Source organism: Pseudomonas sp. ADAK2 (assembly GCF_012935755.1).
Lineage (GTDB): Bacteria > Pseudomonadota > Gammaproteobacteria > Pseudomonadales > Pseudomonadaceae > Aquipseudomonas.
Genome location: NZ_CP052862.1, coordinates 1,512,894 through 1,534,487, shown reverse-complemented (window position 1 = coordinate 1,534,487; position 21,594 = coordinate 1,512,894). Strand labels below are relative to the sequence as shown.

The window sequence follows — 21,594 nt, the reverse complement described above, 5'->3', positions numbered from 1 at the left end:
TCGGCGCCAGCCTTGTGGGCGGGTGCCGCGTTTATCCATAAAGCGGGGTGTACTCGTTCCCTGTAGGAGCAAAGCTTGCTCGCGATGGCGCCTCTGAAATCGCCATCGCGGGCAAGCCATGCTCCTACAGGTGTGTGATTCAGGCGTTACTTAACAGTTCCTTCTCCGGGGCGAAGCTCCTGGTGTCAGGGTCAAGGATCAACTGCGCAGCCTTCTCGGCAATCATCAGCGTAGGCGAGCAGGTATTGCCCGAGGTAATACGCGGCATGATCGAGGCATCGGCGATACGCAATCCAGGGATGCCACGGACATTCAACTGTGCATCCACCACCGCATCCGCGTCGTTACCCATCCGGCAAGTCCCCACCGGATGAAAAATCGTCGTGCCAATCCGCGCCGCCGCTTCATGCAATTCTTCTTCGCTCTGCAAACTGTCCCCCGGCAAATACTCGACCGGTTTGAACGCCGCCAGCGCCGGCGCGGCAACGATGCGCCGGGTCAGGCGAATCGCATCCGCCGCCACCCGCAGATCCTCAGGATGACTCAAATAGTTGGGCTGAATCAGTGGCGCCTCCTGCGGATCAGCACTGCGAATCTCAACCCGACCACGGCTCTGCGGCCGCAAATCACACACCGACGCCGTAAACGCAGGAAACGCATGCAGCGGCTCGCCAAAACGCTCCAGCGACAGCGGTTGCACGTGGTATTCAAGATTCGCTGAAGTTTGCTCCGGCCCCGAGCGGGCAAACGCCCCCAGCTGGCTCGGCGCCATGGACAGTGGCCCACTTCGGTCATACAGATAACGCAGGCCCATGCCCATCTTGCCCCACACGGTGCCGGCGATTTGATTGAGGGTGCGGGCGTTTTCCAGTTTGTAGATCAGCCGCAGTTGCAGGTGATCCTGCAGGTTACCGCCAACACCCGGCAGCTCATGCACCACGCCGATCCCCAGGCGTTGCAGCAGCGGACGCGGGCCGATCCCGGAGCGTTGCAGAATGCTTGGCGAACCAACGGAGCCGGCACACAGGACGATTTCCTTGCGTGCCTTGAAGGTTTTCGCCTGGCCCTGCCAGCGGGTGACGACCGCTGAAGCACGACCGTTTTCCAGCAACACGCGGTCCACTTCAACCTCAGTCAAAACCGTGAGATTGGCGCGATTTCGGATCGGTTTGAGAAACGCCTTGGCCGCGTTCCAGCGAATCCCGGCCTTTTGATTGACCTGGAAGTAACCACAGCCTTCGTTATCGCCCTGGTTGAAGTCATCGATGCTGGCGATGCCGCTTTGCTCGGCGGCGCTGCGGAAGGCATCGAGAATCGGCCATGACAGCCTTTGACGTTCAACCCGCCATTGCCCGGTGGCACCATGAAATTCCGAGTCGCCGGCAAAATGGTTTTCGCTTTGCTTGAACAGCGGCAGCACGTCTTTCCACGCCCAACCGGGATTACCATCCGCCGCCCAGCCATCGTAATCGCCAGCCTGGCCACGCATGTAAATCATGCCGTTAATCGAGGAACAGCCACCGAGCACTTTGCCCCGAGGGTAGCTCAGCGTGCGGTCTTGCAAACCGGGTTGCGCCTCAGTCTTGAAGCACCAGTCGGTGCGCGGATTACCGATGCAGAACAGGTAACCGACCGGAATATGAATCCACGGATAGTTATCGCGCCCGCCGGCTTCGAGCAGCAGCACCCGATGTTGCGGGTTGGCGGACAATCGATTGGCCAGCAAACACCCGGCCGGCCCGGCGCCGACCACGATGTAATCGAATTCATCCTGAGAGGTCTGCATCCCTTACCTCGTCTTGTTTTTGTTGTTGGGCTTCATCCTAGTTGTTAGCTTTCGTATAAAGAATGTTAGTTTTTGCGCAGCCGCTGTGCGTTTTCAGACAGCGTAGCCCTAAGGAAGCATGATGTTCGATTGGAATGACCTGCGGTTTTTTCTCGAATTGCAGCGCAGCGGCCGCTTGCTCACCGCCGCCCGCCGCTTGAACACCACCCACGCCACCGTGGCCCGGCACATCGAGGCGATTGAAAAGAGCCTCGGCACCGCGCTGTTCGTGCAGCACGCCCAGGGCTATCAACTGACCCCGGCCGGCGAGGCGCTGCTCAAACACGCCGAAGCCATGGAAAACGTCGCGCTGCTGGCCCAGGAAGAAATCACCCAATCCACCGCGCCGCTCGGCAAAATCCGCGTCGGTGTGACGGAAGGGCTGGGCATCATGTTCCTTGCCAGCCGCATGAACGGCTTGTTCGAACGCTACCCAGGCCTGGAAGTGGAACTGGTGGCCGTGCCGCGCTTCGTCAGCATCCTCAACCGCGAAGCCGAAATCAGCATCCACCTCGAACGCCCGGCCGCCGACATGCTCGTCACGCGCAAACTCACCGACTATCGCCTGGCGCTCTACGCCAGCCAGGCCTACCTCGACAAGGCACCGCCGCTCAACAGCCGCGAAGACCTCGGCCGCCATGCGTGGATCGGCTACGTCGACGACCTGTTGTTCAGCCAGGAACTGATGTTCCTCAACAGCTTCTGCCGCAACCCCCAAGTCGTGTTCCACAGCACCAGCGTCATCGCCCAACAACAAGCGGCGCGGTCGGGGCTGGGGATTGCGGTGTTGCCTTGTTACATGGCCAGTGCCGATCCGGAACTGGTGCCGTTGTTGCCGGATGAGAGCATTCAGCGCAGCTATTGGATTAGTACGCGGCGGGAGTTGCACAAGTCGGTGAGGTTGCGGGTGTTGTGGGATTACGTGGTGGAGTTGTGTGAGCGCGAGCAAGCCTTATTGCTAGGCGCAACCTGATCGGTGCGCCCGCTCACACCTCAAAACGTTCCGACGCTCTTTGCAGTAAAAGCCAACTTAACGACGTTGTTGGCACCGCCCTGCAACGTTGGCGCTTTGGTCGAGTCAGTGTCGTCGCGCACAATGCACTTCCACTCCACATCTTTGCTGTCGTCCGCGCCGGGGAAAAGTACTTTTCCGGTCCATGTGGAGCCAGCATTGTTGAGCTTTATGGCCTTGGTCGGGTCCCAGTTCCCCGGGTTTGGATGGTTGCCGACGACATACACGCTGGAGCCCGACTGCGCGACAGCGTTGTCACATTGGAAGGTCACTTCGTCTCGTATGGGCGTCCACTGGCCGGCGTGGGCATCGTGGAACACCGGCAGCATCGCCAACAAGAGAACGCCCAGTGGCAACAGGTAACGATCGTGAGACACGATGAACACCTCAATTCATTCCAGCGCTCGCAGCTTATTCCAGGCTGAATTGGAAGTTACCTGTCATAAATGACAGTTGTTTAGAACGCTTCGCGATAATTTCGATGGTTGCTTATTAGCAGGGTTCGTTACGCGCCATTTCAGTCAAAAAGGGACGATGAAGTAAACTCCAGCACCAGCCGTTTATCGGAAAATCACGCAGACCTGTAATTTCTGACAGTAGTCAACCTTTCCTGATCGAGCGCTTGATACCCCCATGGTCGCGGGTTATCACATCGACAGGAGCACACCATGAGTCAGCCATCCAACCCAACGAACGCACCGGGCCTTCTCGCACTGGACTTTCTCACCATTCCCGGCTCGGTATCCCCGATTCAGCCCCCGGGCCTGGCTTTCTTGGGGGTCCCGATTCGCGTCGCTGAACCGCCGAGCCCCACCCTGGGCATGCTATGCGTCATCGACCCATGGCCGGATAGCGTATTCGCGGTGTTGGCGACTTTTGATACGGTCAGCCTCCACGTCAATGGCAGTGCTCTGGCCGTGGACAGCAAAACCATCCTTCCAGGGGAGGAGATTCAACGAATTTCTCTCTACGTGCCCGTAGGCACACTGCGCGATGGGGTCAACCAAATTCAGTACAAGGTTCAGCGCATCAGTGGTAACCATGACGAATCGCTCCCGATGGATGTGCTGTTCTATCGCCCGGGGCCCTCGGGTTTGCGCCTGGTCTTGCCCGCCGATGTGGTGAGGGATGGCGTCAATGCCGCACGCGCTGCGCAAGGAGTTGTGTGCGAATGCCATTTCACCCCAGTGCATCTTTATGACAAGGTCGTGCTCACCGGCAATAGCGCCAATGTCGACGTACCGGAGCGGCAAACCTCCCCCCTGTTGATAACGCTGAAAACCGATTTTTTCCGTCGGGCCGGCGACAACCCGAGAGCCGAGTTCTTTTTCACCGCCACGGATCAGCTGGGCAATCAAGCGCGTTCCTCTTCCGTTTTCATCGATATTCACGTCGGTCGCGTGGACCTGGACTTGCGCCCGCCGGTCGTACTAGAAGCGAAGGAAGCCAGTGGTGCACGTTTGAACTTCCAGAAAGATTTCTACGAAGCGGATTTCGCTACTGTGACGGTCAATTACACCGGTTCCGCGCCCGGGCAAACCGTGAAGGTGTACGCCATTGGCCGCGCCAATACCTACGGTTCGGGCATCCAGACCGTTCAAGTCACCGGGCAAACTTTGACCTTCAGGGTTCCGCGACTGGAAGTGGTTGACTCCATTGGGGCGCGCATGACGTTCTACTACACCGTCAGGCTGCCGGGCACGAGTGAGGACTTGCCCTCCAGATCGCTGGAGATCAGCGTCACCGGTCAACCTCTTCACCTTCCCGAACCAACACTTAATGGCAGCAGGAACAATGCCCGGGTGTATTACCCAACATTGGTTGGCGAATACAGAGTGCGGCTCCGGTTATACGGTGTTGTTATCAGGGATTCCGACGAAATCTATATCAATCGGCCCAATTACATGGATGTCGCCATCCCGTCAAACTGGCTGACGGAAAACATGAGCAGGGACGTTATCTTCAATTACACGCTGAGAAAAACCGGTACGAATGAACTTATCCAGTTTTCCTGGTGTTTGAGAGTGCGCCTGTAACGCGGCATCTAAAAATCAACTTACGCCCTTCTAATAAAACTTGAATACGGCGGGTCTTCGAACGTCGTGTTCAGGCAAGGACTTGTCATGCGCAAAATAATTGCACTGTTATTAGTGGCATTAATGGCCGGTTGCGCCCAGCAACCTGTTATTGACACAACTGCTCCGATCACGTCATTGAGTCAGACATTATCCGGCCCGGAAATAGCGGCTCAACTGAACACGTTGTATGGTCGTCGATTTCCCAATTGCAATAATTCGAACTCGCAACCGGCATTTCTGTGTTCTGGCGTGACCTTGCGTGTCACCGTCAAAGACCCGGCCAATAAATATAAAGTCTGGGACCCCAGCCCGACGTCGGTGGCCAGCGGTGGTGTTTCATTCTCCTACTTGCGTGCTGATTCCAATTTTGGGCAATTGGCCTGGGGTAATACCAACGGGTTGATCTTTTATCCGATCTTCGAAGCGCCGAACGACAAAATTGACGTGGAGTATTTGTGTGCGTACCCCATGGATGGCTGGAATTGGTACCGGACCTCGCCGTGTGGCATCTACGCCCCATACCCTGACAGCGGGGCCTGTCACAACGCGGGGGTTACCACCGCCGAACAATGGCTAGCCAAGTGGAACGGTTGGGCATCGGACAAGAACCGCCACCAGTGCAGTTTCGATATCCGGGATGAAAGAAATGCCCTGGCTGGCCCCGCGTTCTACCAATTTGTGCGGGCCAAGGGGCTGCTAGGCACTGTGGGGTTCCGTGAGCAAAACGAGATTGTGGTCAAAACCTGGACCGCCGGTCGGCCTAACACACTGCCGTTGATGGCGTTCTTTTACGTGCAGGGGGGGCCTAATACCGCACTGGCCGATGCCCGATACAATCAACAGGATTTCTACAACTCCACCAACCCGCACATCACCGTGCCGATTATTCGTCTGACCTTGCCTGCCTCGTCGACGGGGACCGCGAACTTTTCATATGTCGCGGCCGATCAGGTGCTGGCTCCATGAACCCGCATCGGAAGGAGAGCAGGGCGATCTCCCGGTGGACCCGGTGGCGTATCCAAGCAAACAAGCTGCTGGCGGTACTCGGGTTCAGTGTAGTGGTTGGGTGCAGCCAGACGTCCTCACCACCTGACAATGTGCTGGTCGGCGGCTTGACGACCAGCACGGGATCCGCCGTTGCGGCGAGGCTCCAGGCCCTCTACAACGATAAAAAGGCGTATTGCGGCGTGACGTCTGCACCGGCGTTCTTGTGCTCCGGCGTGACGCTAAGAGTCACCCGTCAGGACAACAACTATCACGTTTGGGACCCCAGTCCCACGTCCGTCAGAACCGGAGGTGTCCATGTGTCCTACCTCAGGGCGGATTCCAATTTCAGCAAAATGGCCTGGAGCAATCCAAAGGAAAACAGCAACGGTTACATCCTGTACCCCTTTCTAGAACAGCCTGCAGGGAAACTCCATTTGCATTATCTCTGCGCGTTTCCCGTTGATGCTTGGGGCTGGTATCGCCAGGCACCCGGTTGCGGCCCCAGCAGTAACTATCCAACACAGAGCAGGGCCTGCAATACGATTGGCATTACCACGGGCGAAAGATGGCTACAGCACTGGAACACGCCAGGTGTGAGCCCCAGTTTGTATCAATGCGGTTTCGATACTCGCGACGCGATGAACGTCCAGGGTGCACAAGGTTTTATTGAGTCCTTGCGCGCAAAAATCCTGCTGGGAAACCGGGGGTTTACCGAGCAGAACGACTTGATCATAGCGACCTGGGCACAGGGCCAGCAAAACGTGCTGCCGATCATGGCATTTTTCTACATCGCCGGTAGCCCACCCGTTGGGCTGACAGATGCTCGGTGGAATCAACGCGACTTGTACAACTGGACCAATCCGCGAATCGTGGTGCCAATCATAAGAGTGACGCTGCCAACCACGGCCAATGAAAAAGCCCGGTTTGAATACATCGATGCAGACCAGATTCACCGATAGAAGAGTCACATCCCCGTAGGCGCGAAGCCTGCTCGCGAAGGCATCAAGTCTGGTTACCCGCGTTATCGTTTTTCGCGAGTAAGCCGAAACGCCGCACCGCTCGCTCCTGCGGGGATTGCATTTCAGGGAACAAATAGAGAAGTTAAGCAAAAAAGGAGTTTGCACCATGACCGATGATTCAAAAACAAAAGGCCCGGCGTCGTATTTCCCCTCGATTGAAAAAAAGTATGGCCAACCCATCGACCACTGGCTGAGTCTGCTCGGAACCGTGAGCGACAAGAAGCATATGGAATTGGTGGCGTGGCTGAAGGCTGAGCATGGAATGGGGCATGGCCATGCGAATGCGTTGGTGGCGCATTATTTGGCGGGCGCTAAATCGTGAACTCTATGTAAGCGGCATGCCGTTAGATGGATGCCGGATGTGCCGACGTCTTCGCGGGCAAGCCTCGCTCCTACAACACAAATCAATGCTCCCAATTCGAGCAAAGCATGATGCTGCACAGATTGGTGCGCTGAAACCCCGGATCCTTGAACGCCAGGAAGTCATCGTTGAAGGTCCCGAATGTACTGGCAGGCCTGTGTTTCATCCCGAGGTAAAACTCGTCGATCATCTTGTGCGCGAAATCGGGCTCGCGGGGATATTCGGTGATCACCGCTTCACGCTGTTTTTCGGTGAATTGCTCAAACCCACGGCCCGCGACGTCCATGCCCGCACCAGCCTGCAACAACGCAATCTCTGGATGCATGTGCTCTGGAATGCCCGGTGTCGTGTGCAGCGCGATGGCATTCCAAACCCTCTCTAAATCCCCCTCGCCAATCCCCCGAGCGCGCAGAAAATCACGCGCGGCATTTGCACCATCCACCTCAAAGCGAAGTTGGCTGTTGTGGTAGGCGCAAGTCAGGCCGATGTCATGGAACATGGAGGCCGCGTAGAGCAGTTCGGGGTCAACTATCAGTTCTTTCCGTTTGCCGATCAGGGCGGCCCAAAAGTAGACACGCGTGGAGTGGGCAAACAGCAATTCACTTTCGGTGTCGCGAATGAGCTGAGTCACCTCGCGGGCTAATGAGCTGTCGGGAATGCTGACGCCGAAAAGATCGTTAACTGCCATGATTCTTTATCCCAATCATTTGAGGTATTAGACGTTGAATACCCTACGGGGCGTCTGTGTGGTGATGAAGTGCAATTTTCATAAGATGAAAATGCATGCGCTGCATTTTGATAACAAATCAGGCCTGCCTATCCGCCACATGCTGTGCCGAGTCAGCCAGCCTGTTACGCAGCCATTCGTGCCCGGAATCATGAGCATGCCGCTCATGCCAGACCATCTGCATGGCGCGTGGAGGAGAGTGCCAGGGCAGCTCCGAGGCGCACGCTGTTCCTGATTGCTGGAAAACCTTCGCCAGTGCGGCCGGCACAATCGCGGCCATCTCTGTGCCGTTCAACAGGCTGGGAATGGCCAGAAAATGCGGTTGGACGAGCTTGAAGTCTGGCGCCTTGCCAATCGAGTTGAACGCGGACTTCAACGCCGCGCGATCAAACATTTCAGTGCGCCGCGTCAACCCGCGCTCGGACAGCAAACCCTCCTCCGAACCGCCAGTCGATACGGTCAGCAACGGCAGGCGGGAAAGGGCTTCCAGTCCAATGTCGGTGCCGGCGAGCGAGTGATTCGGGGCGACCACCAGCATGTCCCGCTCCTCGAATAGCACTTGTTCGCGCAGCCGATGAGGAATGCTGGAAAAAGAACCCAGGGCGATGTCCACGCGCCCGACATCGATCTGCATGCTCAGGTCGATCCTGCTGGCAGGCAGGACGGTAACGCTGGCATGGGGTGCGTCGATGGACAGGGTCCGCAGAAAATGTGGCAGTACCACCGCCGTCATATAGTCGGTCGCGGCGATACAGAATTGGCGGTCAGTGACGCCAGGATCGAATTGATGAGGCCCCAGTGCACGCTCGATGGTGACCAGTGCATCGCGCACCAATGGCGCCATCTCCAGCGCCCGGACGGTCGGCTCCATCCCCGCGACTGTACGCACAAACAACTCGTCCTTGAGCAATGCCCGCAGTCGCGAAAGCGCATGGCTGACGGCTGAAGGGCTGAGACTGATGGCTTCGCCGGCGCGCAGCACATTCTTTTCGCGGATGACGGCGTCGAACACCCGCAGCAGATTCAGATCCAGATTTTTCATTGCGCGTCACCACGAGGCTGAAAGCAGCATCATGACATGCACGCCATGCATTCATCAGCGCTTCAACCTGCGGGTGGCGGTTCCCGGGTGGTTCGCTGCAACGGGTCATGTGGCTGGCCGTCGGGAATCGACAGCGTCGCGCGCAACCCGCCTTCCGGCCGATTCACCAGTGTGATCCGCCCTCCCAGGCGCGTCGCAATGGTGTTGACGATCGTCAGCCCCAGCCCAGCCCCTTGCGCATTGCCGCGACTGTAAAAGCGTTCGAACAAGCGCCCGCGATCCGCTTCGTCGATGCCCGGTCCCTGGTCCTCGACACTCAGGCAATAGAACCCGTCCACCTGACTTAACTGCACGGTAATCACGCCCTGTTCGGGGGAAAAGTTCGCTGCGTTGCTGATCAGATTGTTCAGCGCTATGTCGATCGCGGCGGCGTCAGCGACGATGTTGAAGGGGCGGTCGCTGACATCAAACGCCAGCTCCAGATTCTTGCTCAGCAGCCACGGCGTCAGCTGAACCAGGCTGTCGCGTACGGTTTCGGCCAGGTCGATGCGATGCAGCACCGGCGCCACGGCTTTGGGTTCGAGGCGAGCCATGGTCAGCAGTTGATTGACCAGCCGAGTGGTGCGGTCCACTCCCGAAATCAGGAACTCCAGAGACTCGCGGCGCTCCTGCTCGGTGCCGGCCTCCAGCAGGTTTTGCGCATGCACCCGCAACACCGCCAGGGGCGTGCGCATTTCGTGGGCGGCGTCGGCGATAAAGCGGCGTTCGCGGCCCAGCACTTCCTGAATCTGCGCGAGCATGCGGTTGAGCGCCGCTTGCATCGGTTCCAGCTCGCTGGGCAGGGGCGCCAATTGCAAGGGCTCCAGGGAACCGCTGTGCCGCGCCCGCAAGGTCGCCGCCATATTCGCCAGCGGCTTGAGCCCCCAGCCAATCGCCAGCCAGACCATGGCCGCCAGAATCAGGCTGCCCAGAATATTGGGCCATAAGGTATGGCGCACGATCCGGTCCACCAGGTCGGAACGCACGTCATCGCGTTCGCCCACCCAGATGCGCAAGTTGTTCTGTTTGTCTTCGAGCATGAACGCGCGCCAATGGCGGTTGTTCAGGTCCACCACATCGCTGAACCCTGGTGTGGTCGGTGGGGTACTGAAGGTGGGCGCGCTCGCGGTGTGCACCAGAACTTCGCCCTTGGGGTTCCACACCTGAAAGGCAATCTTGCTCTCATAGGGATGACCGTCGACTCGTGGCACCGCTTCGCTCAGGGCTTGATTGAACGCCTGATACAGCTCGGCGTGTTCCTTGCTGGCCAGCGGCATGCGCATCACGCCCTGCAGCAGTCGGGCGTTCTGCGCCAGTTGGGCGTCGTAGACTTCGGCGATTTCGTGGTTGCTGTCATGCAAGTTGAACACGCTGATGATCGCCAGCCCGGCCAGTAACAGGCCGATGATCAGCGTCAAGGTGCGGCGCCGGATCGACGTCATCGACGCTCCTCCACCAGGTAGCCGACGCCGCGAATCGTGCGGATCAGCTCGCTGGAGAACTTTTTGCGCAGATGATGGATATGCACTTCCAGGGTGTTGCTTTCCGCTTCCTCGTTCCAGCCGTAGAGCAACTGCATCAAGTGATCGCGGGTCATGACCCGGCCCGGTGGCGAGAGCAATTCATGAAGGAGTTGATATTCCTTGGGCGTCAGGGCCACCGGTTCGCCCTGATAGCTGACTTGCTGGGTGCCGGGGTTCAGGCTGATGCCGGCGTGTTCGATCAACACTTGGGCGCGGCCGGCGCTGCGCCGCAACAGGGCGCGCAAACGGGCCTTCAACTCGGCCAGGTCGAAGGGCTTGATCAGATAGTCATCGGCCCCGGCATCGAGCCCGGCGATCCGGTCTTCGGTGGCATCCCGGGCCGTGAGGATCAGCACCGGCAGGTTGGAGCCGCTGTCGCGCAGGCGGCGCAACACCTCCAAACCGTCCATGCGCGGCAGGCCGAGGTCGAGCACCGCCAAATCAAAGGTTTCGCTGAGCAGCGCATGCAAGGCGCTGCTGCCGTCCTGCAACCAGTCGACGGTGTAGCCCTCACGCCCCAACGCCTGATGGATACCTTCGCCAAGGGCCACGTCATCCTCGATCAGTAATAAGCGCACACGGACTCCTGTCAGTCGAGTTTCTTGTTCACGTCCACCAGCAATGTTTCGATCTCTTTGCGCCGTCCCGCGTCAGCGACTTCCCGGCCGGGGCGCGGGGCGGCTTGCAGGGCTTTTTGCAGGGCGTCTTTGGCTTCGCTGTAACGTTTTTGACGGTAGAGGTGATCGCCCCAGAAGTACAGACTATCGATGCCGTTCGGGTTCAGTTGCAAGGCCTGCTTGAGCAACTGTTCGGCCTTGTCCGAGTCGCCGAAGCCGATGGGCCAGCCAGGCACGCGGTCATACAGCGCGGCGAGGCTGGTGTAGGCCGAGCCTTGCAAGGCCTTGGGGTCCAGGGTCAGGGCTTTCTCCAGGTCGGCCTTCGCCGCTTTTGCCTTGCTCAAGGCGCCGAGACCGCCCTGGGCGCCGGCCCAACTGCTGGTGACAATCCCGGACCAGATCCAGGCTTCGGCCACCGCCGGCCGTTGCTGGGTGAACGCCGATGTTTGGGCCGCGAGCTGCTCGAAAGCAGCGGTGCGTTGCTCGGCGGCGACTTCGTACTGAATGTGCCCCCAATTTTGCTGGATCCCGGTCAAGCGTTGCTGGTCGGCGGCGTCCAGCGCCCAAACGCTCTGGCTCAATGTACCCAGCAGCAGGCAAGCGATCATTTTTTTCATGGCTTGAAGTTCTCGTTATCAGGCTTGTGACTGAGGCGGCGGATCAGCGGCAATTGCTTGCGCAGTCCCTTGTCCACCAGGTGCGGCAGCAGGCTGTTGAGGCGCACGAAAAAGCGCTCCGGCCAGCCCAGGTACAAATCGCGGCGGTCACCGGCAATCGCGTGCATGACCGCCGATGCGACGGTTTGCGGGTCGTCGACATTGGCTTTCAGCGCATCATTCAAGGCCTGCGCAGCCGCGCTGTTCATCGTCGTACGCGTAGCGCGTGGCGCGACATAGAGCACGCCGACCCGGGTGTCCGCCAGCTCCCGGCGCAGCGCTTCGGAAAAGCCGCGCAGGGCAAACTTGGTCGCGCAATAACTGGCGTAACCGGCATAACCGATGGAGCCATAAGTCGAACCGACGTTCACCACCATGGCGCTGTCGGCTTGCTTGAGCAGCGGCAGCAGCAGTTTGGTCAGGCAGATCGGTGCGCTGATATTCACCGCCAGCATGGCGTTGATCTCACTGTCGTCGAGCTGTTCCAGCATGGCGAAGTGATTGACCCCGGCCGCATTGATCAGCAAGTTGACGCCGCCGATGGCCTCGGCGGCGGCCAGGACCTTGCGGCGATCGGCGAGAAACGTCAGGTCGGCCGCGACCCAGCCCAGCTGCTGCGGATAGCGCGCAAGTAACGGCTCCAACACCTCACTGTGGCGGGCCACGGCCAATACCCGCGCCCCACTGGCGCACAGGGCGCTGGCGATCGCCAGACCAATGCCGCCGCTGGCGCCGGTCAACACCACGCGAGCCTCAGACAGGCGCATGCAGGTTCTCCCCGTCGCGCGGCAGGCCGCGGAACATGTCGGCGTAAAGCCTGTAGACGACTTTCGAGGCGTGAATGACGGCCGCCTGGTCGGCCGGGTCGTCGAGGGTGTTCATCAGTCGGCGATAGGTTTGCATGTGCTCCACATCCAACGAGCCATGAGAACTGAGGTAGCTGAAGGCGCTTTCCGGCAACACCAGGCGCTCACGAATGCTGCCCGCCGCGTGGGTGGCCAGGGCGATGCTGGTGCCTTCCAGCACGTTGACCATGCCGAACAATCCCACCGGGTTGTCCCGGGCAATCAGGTCGTAGAGGAAACTGACCATCAGCTCAATCGGCAACGACGGACGCCCGTCGCGCACGGCTTCCTTGTCACCGCCGCAGGCCTCGATGTCATCGAGCACCCACTGTTCGTGGCCGTATTCGTCCTCGATGTATTCGCAGACGGCTTTGCGCAACCATTCCAGGCGCGACGGTAGACGAGCGCCACACGCCATCATCAACGGCACGGTGTGGCGTACGTGGTAATAGGCTTGCGCGAGGAAGGCGCGGTAGCTGTCCAGGCTGACGTTGCCTTCGAGGGCGTCGCGAATGATCGGCAGGTTGAACAGCGCGTGGCGTTCCTGCTGGGTGGCTTCTTGCAGCGTGTCAAAAAAGGTCATGATGCGGATTCCTGCGCGAAAACAGATTCAGTGAGTGGCGCTCGGTAACGCTCAACGATGGCGTCCCGGCGCGGTCGGCCATTGGCGGTGAGCAAGCCGTTGGCGGGTGAGAAGGGTTGATCCAGGCGCGTCCAGTGATGGACCTGGGCGTAATCGGGCAAGGCCTCGTTGGCTTCGGCCACGGCAGCGGCCAGGTCGGCGTCGGTGCAGTCCGGGCGATGGGGCCAGAGCAAGGCGTGGTTGCGCGGCATCGCTTCGCCGTAGACGAAAGCCTGGGCGATGTGCCGACGCTGAGTCAGTTCGGCCTCGACCCATTCGGGATTGACGTTGCGCCCGAAACTGGTGACGAACTGATGCTTCTTGCGACCCTTGAGGTAGAGAAAACCCTCGGGGTCGAACTCGCCGAGATCGCCGCTGGGCCACCATTCATCACCGTGTGGCGCCTCGCCCAGATAGCCAAGCAGGGTCGAGTCCTTGATCAGCACTTCACCGTCTTCCGCCAGGCGAATCTCCACGTGGGGCAGGGGCCGGCCAACGCTGCCGGGGCGGCGTGCGCCGGGCCGGTTCAGGCACACCACCGACGCGCATTCCGACAGCCCGTAGCCTTCGTAGATCGGCAAGCCTGCACGTTGCGCGCGGTGCAACAGTTCCTCGGACACCCGTGCACCGCCGACCGCCGCGAAGCGTAGCGAATGTGGGCTGAAGGCTTTTTGCTCGGCGGCGCTGACCAGTAGCAACAGCAATTGCGGCACCAGGATCAGACTCTCGGGCGCACGGCTGGCCAGGCAACCGAGCAGCTTCGGCAGGTCGACGCCGCTGGCGCCCTGGATGCCCAGGGTTTTTTGACTCGGCACGCTCAACGTTGCACCGGCATACAACGCGGCGTAACAGCCGATGTTTTCCAGCAGGATCGCCAGGGGCAGCAGCGCCAGGTGATGCTGCGGATCGGTCGGTTTACTGGCCTGATCCAATTCGCGCGCAACCCGCAATATGCTTTCGGCGCTCAGGCAAACACCCTTGGGCGTGCCGGTGGTGCCTGAAGTAAAGGTCAGCTTGGCGGTGCCTTCGTGCATCGGGTTTGGGCCATTGAAGGTGCGACGCCAGAACTCTCCGCTTTTTTCATACCCGGCGGCTTGCAGTTCGACTTCCAGATCCGGCCCGGCAATCACCCGTTCGGCCTGGCTTTGCTCCAGGCAATGCTTGCGTTGCGCGGGGCTGAAAAACGGCGGCAGCGTCAGGCAGGTCAAGCCTTCGAACAGCGCGGCGAGGTCCCAGAGCATCGCTTCGGTGCCATTGTCCAGCGCCAGTGCGACAACCTTGACGTGTTGGTCACGCAGACGCTGCTGGCGATAGATCACTTCAGCGTAGAGCGTGGCGTAGTCCACTTTCAGTTGATCACCCCACAAGGCGATGGCGTGTCCCTTGCGTTCGGCATGACTGCGCAAGGTCTGTTTGAAGCGCTCGACTTCAGGCGACATGACTGGATTCCTCCAGGGACGACGGCAACCCCAGGCGATTGAACATCCCGATGTTGCGCAAATGAATGAACCCGGCGCGGATGTTGCCGACGTGGACCCAAGGCTTGCTTTCGTAATAACTGCCCCAGTTGTGCCGGTCATCGCCCAGCCGCTCGGGATCGGCGGCGCAGAGGGTGACCGGTTTCAAACCGAGGCGATGGAAGCTGTTCACCAGGCCGATATTGCCGGTGAACGCCACCCATTCCAGGCCGCCCATGGCCAGCAGGTAGGTGATGGCGATGATGCTCAGGCGCGCGCTGCCGGTGTCGCTGGCGGCCAGGTTGCCCACCTCGACGATGCCGGCGCGATCCACCGGGCGGTCGGCGGCGGCACTGATCAGCGGATCGATGGATTCGTCCAGGTAGCGCTCCAGAAACAGCGGCTCTTCATCTGCCCGACGTACACCGGCCACGGCGCAGAGCTCCCCGTCCGCGTTGCTCATGCCGAACAGCTCCGGCATGAAATGGCGGATATCGGCCCCGTGGGCCTTGCGAAAACGTTGCTGGATATAGGCCTCGAAAACAGCGCGCTGAGGCCCATCCGGCAATGCTCTGGCCAGACTCATCGGCGGGGTTTCGGCTTGGCCGAAGTGCAGCGGCAAGGGGATGTTCCAGTCGAAGTCAGGCATTGAATGGCGCCTCCCGGGATAAGTTTGGGAGGAGTATCAGAGGCATTTCTTAACGGAGTCTGAAGGTGGCGCAAGGAGGTTGCCCAGGCACCTTCAGATTGCCTTAAGGCGGGGCGGGCAGGGTGGCGTCGGTCGAACCAGGCTGCGCGAATGAGTCGCCAGCCACTGTGAATTCATGAGGCCCGTTATGACCCGCGATTCAACTGCTCATCGCTATGGAAAACTGTCGATCACCCTGCATTGGCTGATGCTGGCGTTGTGTTTTTCGTGGGCCAGTCGGATCACCGCGCCGCTCGCTCCTGCGAAGGCGGGCGTTTAATGGTGCGTTTAACGACACTCGGTGTTACGTCATAAGCGGCTACAACGCCTTGCGCCGTTGCCTACGCGTACGCCAGAATCCGCCGGCTTGTGCGGCTTTGGGGCGGGCTATATCGTTTCCCGGTCACTGAAAAACAGTGATCGGGTTTGGTAGCCCGCCTCGAAACCGTCGCATGGCGACACCTTATGCAGTCTCTTTTTGGGGACTCAGCTTTATATGGTGGGCATGCGTGGGGCTCCTTGTGAGCGCCGGGTTTCCCGTTTCGACCGGTCTACCAACCCACGTATGGCCGCCACCCTTCGTTTGGTAGCGAGGGTGATGGCTCCTTAATTTTCGAAACCGGAGCTTCATCTATGTTCAAAGTAACGCCCAACCCCCCAGATACTGATCCAGTACCCTACGACGCTTCTTTTGATCTTGATCCCCAAAAGCTGAAAGCGTCGGCAGACCGCGCACTCAACTACTACCTCAACCCCGGGGCGACGAAAACGCAGATACCGCCCTGCAAATCCGGCACCTTTTTCACCATCGACGCAGCGGTGGATGACGAAACGTTGCTGGTTGAGGTCTACGAATCGTTGTCATCGGCCCGCAAGATGGTCAACGATCTCGTTGAGCTGACGGACGGCCCGCGACGCCACACGATGCTGGTGCTGCACCGGACGCTGCTGATGGGTGAGCTGGCGGTCAATCGCGTACTGGATAACCACAAGCCCGGCTAATCACCGGGCCCTGTAGGAGCGAAGCTTGCTCGCGATGGCGTCAGGTCTGACACACCGCGTTATCGTTCATCGCGAGCAAGCCTCGCTCCTACGGGGATCGTATTTCAGGGGAGGATTTCAAATGAGGTACTGGCCAGCCGTTCGCCGTTGACCATGATGTGCACGGCATGTTCGCCCGCGTAATGCCGGCGTGTGGTTAGTTCCTTGATTTGCTGCCCACGGCTCACGTGTTCGCTGGCATGGCCGGTCAGGGTCAGTGCTTTGAGCTTGAACACCTTCGCGGAAGTGCTGCCGTTGGCTTTGACGTAATCAATCGCATAGTCGATCACCAGCCGCTGACTGTCCGGCACTGTGGATTTCACAGTAAAAGAGAGCGTGATTTTCTCCCCAAGCCGAATAACCTTCGGTTCCACTTTCACATCAATGATCTCAACCTCAGGCTTCCCACCCGCCCCAATCACCGCCAATGCCCGCTGATTCCCCTGTTTGATCAAACTGCGCAATGCATGCTTGGCAATCCACGCCGTGTGCTTGTTCTCCAGCGACCAGCCCTCAATCAAATCCAGCACCCAATCGGGATGATCCTTGGTGATGTCATTCAGGTGATTGGCCACGGACTTGCGCACGTAAAGGCTTTCATCAGCCTTGAGATTATCGAGAATCGCCGCCGCCAACGTCGGATCCGCCTGAATCGGTTCCAGGCGAAACGACCACGGCAAGCGCGGCCGACTGCCTTCACTCGCCAGACGCCGAACGTGTTCGTTTTCATCCAGCGACCACACCTGCATCAACGCCAGCGAGCGCTCAAGATCGCCGCGCAGAAAATGCCGGATCGCGAATTCGGAAGATCCGAACGAGGTGAAAAACTTGAGCGCTTCCATCGACTGTTCAAAGTCATGAGCGCCATACATAGCGACGTAATTCGGCAACGAGATGCTGACAAATCCGCTGTTCAGCCGAGGGGCGAGGGCGCGCAACACGTCGAGGGATTCTGCGTAATCCAGCGGCAACACCGCATGCAGACACTCACTGACCCGTGCCATGCGCTGCATGATCGACAGTTCAGCGAGGCCTTCATTGGCCATCTTCAGGAAGGCCTTGGCGTTGAACGCCGGGTAAACCGCCGTCATTTCGGTCGCGATGTGCTTGAGGCGCTCGGCGTTGAAGATTTCCTTCAGCGCCGGGGCGGATTGTTCAGCGGCAGTCATGGGCGAATCCGTGAAGAAGGGCGGCTCAGGTTATCGGGGTAGCGATGAACGCCTCAAGCTTTTCCGCCTGCGCGGTGAAATGAGCGATGTGCGGGAAGCGTGCGGCATCGACCTGATCCGGGACTACCAGATTGGTGAAGCTCCAGGCGACCGCGACGGTAATGCCGTCCTGGGCAATCTCGGAATCATTCAACAGCGGCTGCTTCGCTAGCTCCCGCTCCAGCGCCGAATAGGCCGCCGCGAGTTGCCCTTCAACCCGCTCAACCCACGGCTGATACTGAATATCCGCCGGTCGCAGATTCCGCTCGTAGTAAAGCTGCACCGACTTCTCGCACGCCGCCAATGCCAGACCAATCACCCGCAACGAACGCAAGCGTTGCTTCAGATCGCTCGACATCAAGCTTTTCGACGGGCCGGCAAGGGCTTCGAGATAGTCGATGATCAGCGTCGAATCCATCAACACTTCGCCATCATCCAGCACCAGCGTCGGCGCCTTGACCACCGGGTTGATCTGCTGGAATTGCTCGAAGTGGCGGAACACCGACACCGATTCATGTTCCAGGTCGATGCCCAACAACCGGGCGGAAATAGCCGCCCGACGCACATAGGGCGAATCCAGCATGCCGATCAGTTTCATCAACGTTCTCCTGTAAACGCTTTGATGTCAGTCCTCAAACCCCACCTGTTCGTGAATCTCATCCACCTTCAATTCCAACCGATACGCCACCGCAATAAACAACGCCTGGCACAAACACAACGTCGCACTCAACGACCGAAACGCAAACGAACTGCCTTCATTGACCAACAACACCGTGCTCGCCCGTTTGGCCAAGGGTGAGAGGTTGCTGTCAGTGATGATCAACGTTTTCGCCTGATGATGCTGGGCGATGCGCAGGCAGTGCTGGGTCTCCTTGCCGTAGGGCGTGAAGCTGATGGCGATCACCAAATCATTGGCGCGCACGCTGCGCATCTGCTCGCGGTAGCTGCCGCCGAGCCCGGACACCAGGTGAATGCGCTTGTTGGTGTGTTGCAGGTTGTAGACCAGATAGTCGGCCACGGCGAACGAACGACGCACGCCGACCACGTAGATGTTGTCGGCATTCACCACCAGATCGACGGCTTTGTCGAAGGCGACATCGTCGAGTTCCATGCCCAAGCGTTCGATGCCCGACAGCGTGGCGTCGATGCACTCACGCGCCAGATCGCCGCCGCTGGCCTTCTGCGACTTGTTGGCGATCATGCTGCGGATGCGCTGCTGGTAGTTCTGCACCGGCGTGGTCTTGTGCGTGTACGCCTCGCGGAACAACGCCTGCATCTCGCTGAAACCGCTGAAACCAAAGCGCTGGGAGAACCGCACGATGGCCGACGGGTGCACTTCGCACTCACGGGCAATGTCGCTGATGCGGTCGACCATGATCCGGTCGCTCTGCTGGCTCATGTAGGTGGCGATGCGTTTGAGCTGGCGCGGCAGGCTTTCGTATTCGTTGGTGATCAGCTGCAGCAAACGCTCGGCATTGATCGGTGGGCTCTCAAGATCGCTCTCGGGCGTGCTCTCGGTCGTGGCCGGCTGATCGGTGCGGGACATAAAGGATCCTTCTGGCTTGTTCTTATAGGAATGACGAATCGGTCATCCCCTGACAATAGGTTGGCTGTGCGCAGTCTACAGGGTAGGCCGGAATAAAATCTTGAGCTTGCCGTCGGCATACATGCTGCTGAAACGATGCACTGTGCTCTGGAACGCTCGTACCGGAGTTTATTGGAAAAAATATTCCACGTAAAAAATATATAGAATAAATATTGATTGTTCGGTCCCGGTCGTTTTAGTCTGCATCCACCAAGAGTGTTCGGCACGTCCATCGTCCCGAACGCAGGCTGATAAAAATAACAGGAGCCAGCATGGGCCAGACTCGTTTTGCCAGTGGGCGTCAATTGGATCTGATTTGCCTGGGGCGCCTTGGCGTCGACCTTTATGCGCAGCAAGTCGGGGCGCGGTTGGAAGATGTTTCAAGCTTCGCCAAGTACCTCGGTGGGTCGTCCGCCAACATCGCGTTCGGCACCGCCAGGCTGGGCCTCAAGTCGGCGATGCTGAGCCGGGTAGGGGACGACCACATGGGCCGTTTCCTGCTCGAATCCCTGGCTCGCGAAGGGTGCGATGTCAGCGGTATCAAGGTCGATCCGGAACGCCTGACGGCCATGGTCCTGCTGGGCCTCAAGGATCGCGAAACCTTTCCGCTAGTCTTCTACCGCGAGAACTGCGCCGACATGGCGCTGCGGGCCGAAGACATCAGCGAAGCCTTTATTGCCTCCAGCAAAGCCTTGCTGATCACCGGCACCCACTTCTCCACTGACGGCGTCTACAAGGCGAGCATCCAGGCCCTGGACTATGCCGAGAAGCACAACGTCAAACGCATTCTGGACATCGACTATCGCCCCGTACTGTGGGGCCTGGCGGGTAAGGCCGACGGTGAAACCCGATTCGTCGCCGATCAGAATGTCAGCCAGCACGTGCAGAAAATCCTCCCGCGTTTTGACTTGATCGTCGGCACTGAAGAAGAGTTTTTGATTGCCGGCGGCTCCGAGGATTTGCTCACCGCTTTGCGCAATGTGCGGCGCCTGAGTGACGCGACGTTGGTGGTCAAGCTTGGGCCGCAAGGTTGCACGGTGATTCACGGGGTGATTCCGGTGCGTCTCGAAGACGGTGCGATCTACCCGGGCGTGCGGGTCGAAGTACTCAACGTCTTGGGCGCAGGCGATGCCTTCATGTCCGGGTTCCTCGCCGGTTGGCTGGAAGACGCCAGCGACGAGCGCTGCTGCCAGTTGGCCAATGCCTGCGGTGGGTTGGTGGTGTCGCGCCACGCCTGCGCCCCGGCGATGCCGACCCGCGCCGAACTCGACTATTTATTCAACAGCCCGGTACCGATCACCCGGCCGGATCAGGACGCCACGCTGCAACGTTTGCATCAGGTCAGCGTGCCGCGCAAACAGTGGAAGCAACTGTTCATCTTCGCGTTCGACCACCGCGGGCAACTGGTGGAACTGGCGCACAAGGGCGGACGCGACCTCAACGCGATCTGCGAACTCAAGCAACTCTTTATAAAGGCTGTGGAACGGGTTGAAGCCGATTTGCGCGAGCAGGGCATCGAGGCTGATGTCGGCTTGCTGGCCGATCAACGCTTCGGCCAGGACTCGCTGAATGCCGCCACCGGGCGTGGTTGGTGGGTGGCGCGGCCGGTGGAAGTGCAAGGTTCGCGGCCCTTGGCCTTTGAACACGGGCGCTCGATTGGCAGCAACCTGATTGCCTGGCCACAAGAGCAAATCATCAAGTGCCTGGTGCAATTTCATCCGGACGACGAGCCGCTGTTGCGCTTGGAACAGGAAGCGCAGATCAAGGGTTTGTATCAGGCGTCCCAGGTCAGCGGGCATGAACTGCTGCTGGAAATCATCCCGCCCAAGGATCACCCGTCGGCGCACCCGGACGTGTTGTATCGCGCGCTGAAACGCCTCTACAACCTGGGTGTTTACCCGGCGTGGTGGAAGATCGAAGCGCAAAGCGCCGAGGAATGGAAACAGCTGGATGAGTTGATTCAGGAACGTGATCCGTACTGCCGTGGGGTCGTGTTGCTCGGCCTGAATGCCCCGGCGGCTGCCTTGGCCGAGGGCTTTCAGCAAGCCAGACAGAGCCAGACCTGTCGCGGGTTTGCCGTGGGCCGGACGATTTTCCAGGAGCCGAGCCGGGCGTGGATGGCCGGTGAAATCGACGATGAAACGTTGATCCGCCAGGTGCAGGGCACGTTTGTCGAGTTGATTGATGCCTGGCGTAGCGCCCGCAACTGAATAAATTGCCTGAGTGGTCGTGCTTTTTGTGGCGAGGGAGCTTGCTCCCGCT

21 protein-coding genes and 1 pseudogene are annotated in these 21,594 nt (G+C 59.3%); 8 read left to right on the top strand and 14 right to left on the bottom strand.

Annotation, left to right across the window (positions count from 1 at the left end; genetic code table 11):
* Positions 1-139: 139 nt before the first annotated feature.
* Positions 140-1,786: a GMC family oxidoreductase gene (locus HKK52_RS07015; RefSeq protein WP_169370175.1), complete on the bottom strand. Its 1,647-nt coding sequence runs from the start codon at positions 1,784-1,786 to the stop codon at positions 140-142.
* Between the two features lie 121 nt (positions 1,787-1,907).
* On the opposite strand from HKK52_RS07015, the gene HKK52_RS07010 reads away from it, so the two are divergent.
* Entirely contained in the window at positions 1,908-2,798 is an 891-nt protein-coding gene (locus HKK52_RS07010; RefSeq protein ID WP_169370174.1) for a LysR family transcriptional regulator, read from the top strand.
* 20 nt (positions 2,799-2,818) lie between these two features.
* On the opposite strand, the gene HKK52_RS07005 is transcribed toward HKK52_RS07010, so the two are convergent.
* Complete coding sequence (locus tag HKK52_RS07005; RefSeq protein ID WP_237150721.1) at positions 2,819-3,214, bottom strand: carbohydrate-binding module family 20 domain-containing protein; 396 nt, start codon at positions 3,212-3,214, stop codon at positions 2,819-2,821.
* Between the two features lie 291 nt (positions 3,215-3,505).
* Here HKK52_RS07005 and HKK52_RS07000 point away from each other — a divergent pair, with 291 nt between their 5' ends.
* The 4 genes from HKK52_RS07000 (at position 3,506) to HKK52_RS06985 (ending at position 7,243) form a co-directional block, all read left to right on the top strand.
* Entirely contained in the window at positions 3,506-4,873 is a 1,368-nt protein-coding gene (locus tag HKK52_RS07000; RefSeq protein ID WP_169370172.1) for a hypothetical protein, read from the top strand.
* A gap of 87 nt (positions 4,874-4,960) precedes the next feature.
* Positions 4,961-5,881, top strand: a complete 921-nt coding sequence (locus HKK52_RS06995; protein WP_169370171.1) for a halovibrin HvnC — start codon at positions 4,961-4,963, stop codon at positions 5,879-5,881.
* Positions 5,878-6,861 carry a halovibrin HvnC gene (locus HKK52_RS06990; protein ID WP_237150719.1) on the top strand — a complete coding sequence of 328 codons (984 nt, stop codon included), beginning with the start codon at positions 5,878-5,880 and terminating at the stop codon, positions 6,859-6,861. Before HKK52_RS06995 ends, HKK52_RS06990 begins: the two co-directional genes overlap by 4 nt.
* 166 nt (positions 6,862-7,027) lie before the next feature.
* Complete coding sequence (locus tag HKK52_RS06985) at positions 7,028-7,243, top strand: DUF4287 domain-containing protein (protein ID WP_169370170.1); 216 nt, start codon at positions 7,028-7,030, stop codon at positions 7,241-7,243.
* Between the two features lie 82 nt (positions 7,244-7,325).
* Here HKK52_RS06985 and HKK52_RS06980 read toward each other — a convergent pair whose 3' ends face one another.
* The 9 genes from HKK52_RS06980 to HKK52_RS06940 form a co-directional block, all read right to left on the bottom strand.
* Complete coding sequence (locus HKK52_RS06980) at positions 7,326-7,970, bottom strand: HD domain-containing protein (protein WP_169370169.1); 645 nt, start codon at positions 7,968-7,970, stop codon at positions 7,326-7,328.
* Positions 7,971-8,088: 118 nt separating this feature from the next.
* Positions 8,089-9,051, bottom strand: coding sequence for a LysR family transcriptional regulator (locus HKK52_RS06975; protein ID WP_169370168.1), 963 nt, complete (start codon positions 9,049-9,051; stop codon positions 8,089-8,091).
* A gap of 62 nt (positions 9,052-9,113) precedes the next feature.
* On the bottom strand, positions 9,114-10,532 hold the full coding sequence (locus HKK52_RS06970) for an ATP-binding protein (RefSeq protein WP_169370167.1): 1,419 nt from the start codon (positions 10,530-10,532) through the stop codon (positions 9,114-9,116).
* Positions 10,529-11,191 carry a response regulator gene (locus HKK52_RS06965; protein ID WP_169370166.1) on the bottom strand — a complete coding sequence of 221 codons (663 nt, stop codon included), beginning with the start codon at positions 11,189-11,191 and terminating at the stop codon, positions 10,529-10,531. The genes HKK52_RS06970 and HKK52_RS06965 overlap by 4 nt, the downstream gene beginning before the upstream one ends.
* An 11-nt stretch (positions 11,192-11,202) precedes the next feature.
* A complete protein-coding gene (locus HKK52_RS06960) occupies positions 11,203-11,847 on the bottom strand; it encodes a tetratricopeptide repeat protein (RefSeq protein WP_169370165.1) in 645 nt (214 codons plus the stop codon).
* Entirely contained in the window at positions 11,844-12,653 is an 810-nt protein-coding gene (locus HKK52_RS06955; protein ID WP_169370164.1) for an SDR family oxidoreductase, read from the bottom strand. The genes HKK52_RS06960 and HKK52_RS06955 overlap by 4 nt, the downstream gene beginning before the upstream one ends.
* The gene (locus tag HKK52_RS06950) at positions 12,640-13,314 is read right to left on the bottom strand and encodes a TenA family transcriptional regulator (protein ID WP_169370163.1); all 675 of its coding nucleotides are present in this window, start codon (positions 13,312-13,314) and stop codon (positions 12,640-12,642) included. The genes HKK52_RS06955 and HKK52_RS06950 overlap by 14 nt, the downstream gene beginning before the upstream one ends.
* Positions 13,311-14,792: an AMP-binding protein gene (locus tag HKK52_RS06945; protein ID WP_169370162.1), complete on the bottom strand. Its 1,482-nt coding sequence runs from the start codon at positions 14,790-14,792 to the stop codon at positions 13,311-13,313. Before HKK52_RS06945 ends, HKK52_RS06950 begins: the two co-directional genes overlap by 4 nt.
* Positions 14,782-15,459 carry a thermostable hemolysin gene (locus HKK52_RS06940; protein ID WP_169370161.1) on the bottom strand — a complete coding sequence of 226 codons (678 nt, stop codon included), beginning with the start codon at positions 15,457-15,459 and terminating at the stop codon, positions 14,782-14,784. The genes HKK52_RS06945 and HKK52_RS06940 overlap by 11 nt, the downstream gene beginning before the upstream one ends.
* 187 nt (positions 15,460-15,646) lie before the next feature.
* On the opposite strand from HKK52_RS06940, the pseudogene HKK52_RS32845 reads away from it, so the two are divergent.
* Together HKK52_RS32845 and HKK52_RS06930 are read left to right on the top strand one after the other, a co-directional pair.
* Positions 15,647-15,718 (top strand): annotated as a pseudogene (locus HKK52_RS32845) (cytochrome B); the annotation flags it as partial.
* A 413-nt stretch (positions 15,719-16,131) separates the two neighbouring features.
* A complete protein-coding gene (locus HKK52_RS06930; RefSeq protein WP_169370160.1) occupies positions 16,132-16,500 on the top strand; it encodes a DUF6124 family protein in 369 nt (122 codons plus the stop codon).
* 104 nt (positions 16,501-16,604) lie between these two features.
* On the opposite strand, the gene HKK52_RS06925 is transcribed toward HKK52_RS06930, so the two are convergent.
* Genes HKK52_RS06925 through HKK52_RS06915 form a run of 3 tightly spaced genes read right to left on the bottom strand, consistent with a single transcriptional unit; the run spans position 16,605 to position 19,293 of the window.
* Positions 16,605-17,708 (bottom strand): DNA alkylation repair protein, encoded by a 1,104-nt coding sequence (locus tag HKK52_RS06925; protein ID WP_169370159.1) that lies wholly within the window; start codon positions 17,706-17,708, stop codon positions 16,605-16,607.
* A gap of 25 nt (positions 17,709-17,733) precedes the next feature.
* On the bottom strand, positions 17,734-18,345 hold the full coding sequence (locus tag HKK52_RS06920) for a glutathione S-transferase (RefSeq protein ID WP_169370158.1): 612 nt from the start codon (positions 18,343-18,345) through the stop codon (positions 17,734-17,736).
* Positions 18,346-18,372: 27 nt separating this feature from the next.
* A complete protein-coding gene (locus HKK52_RS06915; protein WP_169370157.1) occupies positions 18,373-19,293 on the bottom strand; it encodes a MurR/RpiR family transcriptional regulator in 921 nt (306 codons plus the stop codon).
* Between the two features lie 311 nt (positions 19,294-19,604).
* Between HKK52_RS06915 and HKK52_RS06910 the strand changes: the two genes are divergently transcribed.
* The gene (locus HKK52_RS06910; protein WP_169370156.1) at positions 19,605-21,542 is read left to right on the top strand and encodes a bifunctional 5-dehydro-2-deoxygluconokinase/5-dehydro-2-deoxyphosphogluconate aldolase; all 1,938 of its coding nucleotides are present in this window, start codon (positions 19,605-19,607) and stop codon (positions 21,540-21,542) included.
* Positions 21,543-21,594: the final 52 nt, after the last annotated feature.

Bases quoted from the DNA above. Each gene is read 5' to 3' on its own strand.
- HKK52_RS07015 (WP_169370175.1), bottom strand. From the start codon at position 1,786: ATGCAGACCTCTCAGGATGAATTCGATTACATCGTGGTCGGCGCCGGG.
- HKK52_RS07010 (WP_169370174.1), top strand. From the start codon at position 1,908: ATGTTCGATTGGAATGACCTGCGGTTTTTTCTCGAATTGCAGCGCAGC.
- HKK52_RS07000 (WP_169370172.1), top strand. From the start codon at position 3,506: ATGAGTCAGCCATCCAACCCAACGAACGCACCGGGCCTTCTCGCACTG.
- HKK52_RS06995 (WP_169370171.1), top strand. From the start codon at position 4,961: ATGCGCAAAATAATTGCACTGTTATTAGTGGCATTAATGGCCGGTTGC.
- HKK52_RS06990 (WP_237150719.1), top strand. From the start codon at position 5,878: ATGAACCCGCATCGGAAGGAGAGCAGGGCGATCTCCCGGTGGACCCGG.
- HKK52_RS06985 (WP_169370170.1), top strand. From the start codon at position 7,028: ATGACCGATGATTCAAAAACAAAAGGCCCGGCGTCGTATTTCCCCTCG.
- HKK52_RS06980 (WP_169370169.1), bottom strand. From the start codon at position 7,970: ATGGCAGTTAACGATCTTTTCGGCGTCAGCATTCCCGACAGCTCATTA.
- HKK52_RS06975 (WP_169370168.1), bottom strand. From the start codon at position 9,051: ATGAAAAATCTGGATCTGAATCTGCTGCGGGTGTTCGACGCCGTCATC.
- HKK52_RS06970 (WP_169370167.1), bottom strand. From the start codon at position 10,532: ATGACGTCGATCCGGCGCCGCACCTTGACGCTGATCATCGGCCTGTTA.
- HKK52_RS06960 (WP_169370165.1), bottom strand. From the start codon at position 11,847: ATGAAAAAAATGATCGCTTGCCTGCTGCTGGGTACATTGAGCCAGAGC.
- HKK52_RS06955 (WP_169370164.1), bottom strand. From the start codon at position 12,653: ATGCGCCTGTCTGAGGCTCGCGTGGTGTTGACCGGCGCCAGCGGCGGC.
- HKK52_RS06950 (WP_169370163.1), bottom strand. From the start codon at position 13,314: ATGACCTTTTTTGACACGCTGCAAGAAGCCACCCAGCAGGAACGCCAC.
- HKK52_RS06945 (WP_169370162.1), bottom strand. From the start codon at position 14,792: ATGTCGCCTGAAGTCGAGCGCTTCAAACAGACCTTGCGCAGTCATGCC.
- HKK52_RS06940 (WP_169370161.1), bottom strand. From the start codon at position 15,459: ATGCCTGACTTCGACTGGAACATCCCCTTGCCGCTGCACTTCGGCCAA.
- HKK52_RS06930 (WP_169370160.1), top strand. From the start codon at position 16,132: ATGTTCAAAGTAACGCCCAACCCCCCAGATACTGATCCAGTACCCTAC.
- HKK52_RS06925 (WP_169370159.1), bottom strand. From the start codon at position 17,708: ATGACTGCCGCTGAACAATCCGCCCCGGCGCTGAAGGAAATCTTCAAC.
- HKK52_RS06920 (WP_169370158.1), bottom strand. From the start codon at position 18,345: ATGAAACTGATCGGCATGCTGGATTCGCCCTATGTGCGTCGGGCGGCT.
- HKK52_RS06915 (WP_169370157.1), bottom strand. From the start codon at position 19,293: ATGTCCCGCACCGATCAGCCGGCCACGACCGAGAGCACGCCCGAGAGC.
- HKK52_RS06910 (WP_169370156.1), top strand. From the start codon at position 19,605: ATGGGCCAGACTCGTTTTGCCAGTGGGCGTCAATTGGATCTGATTTGC.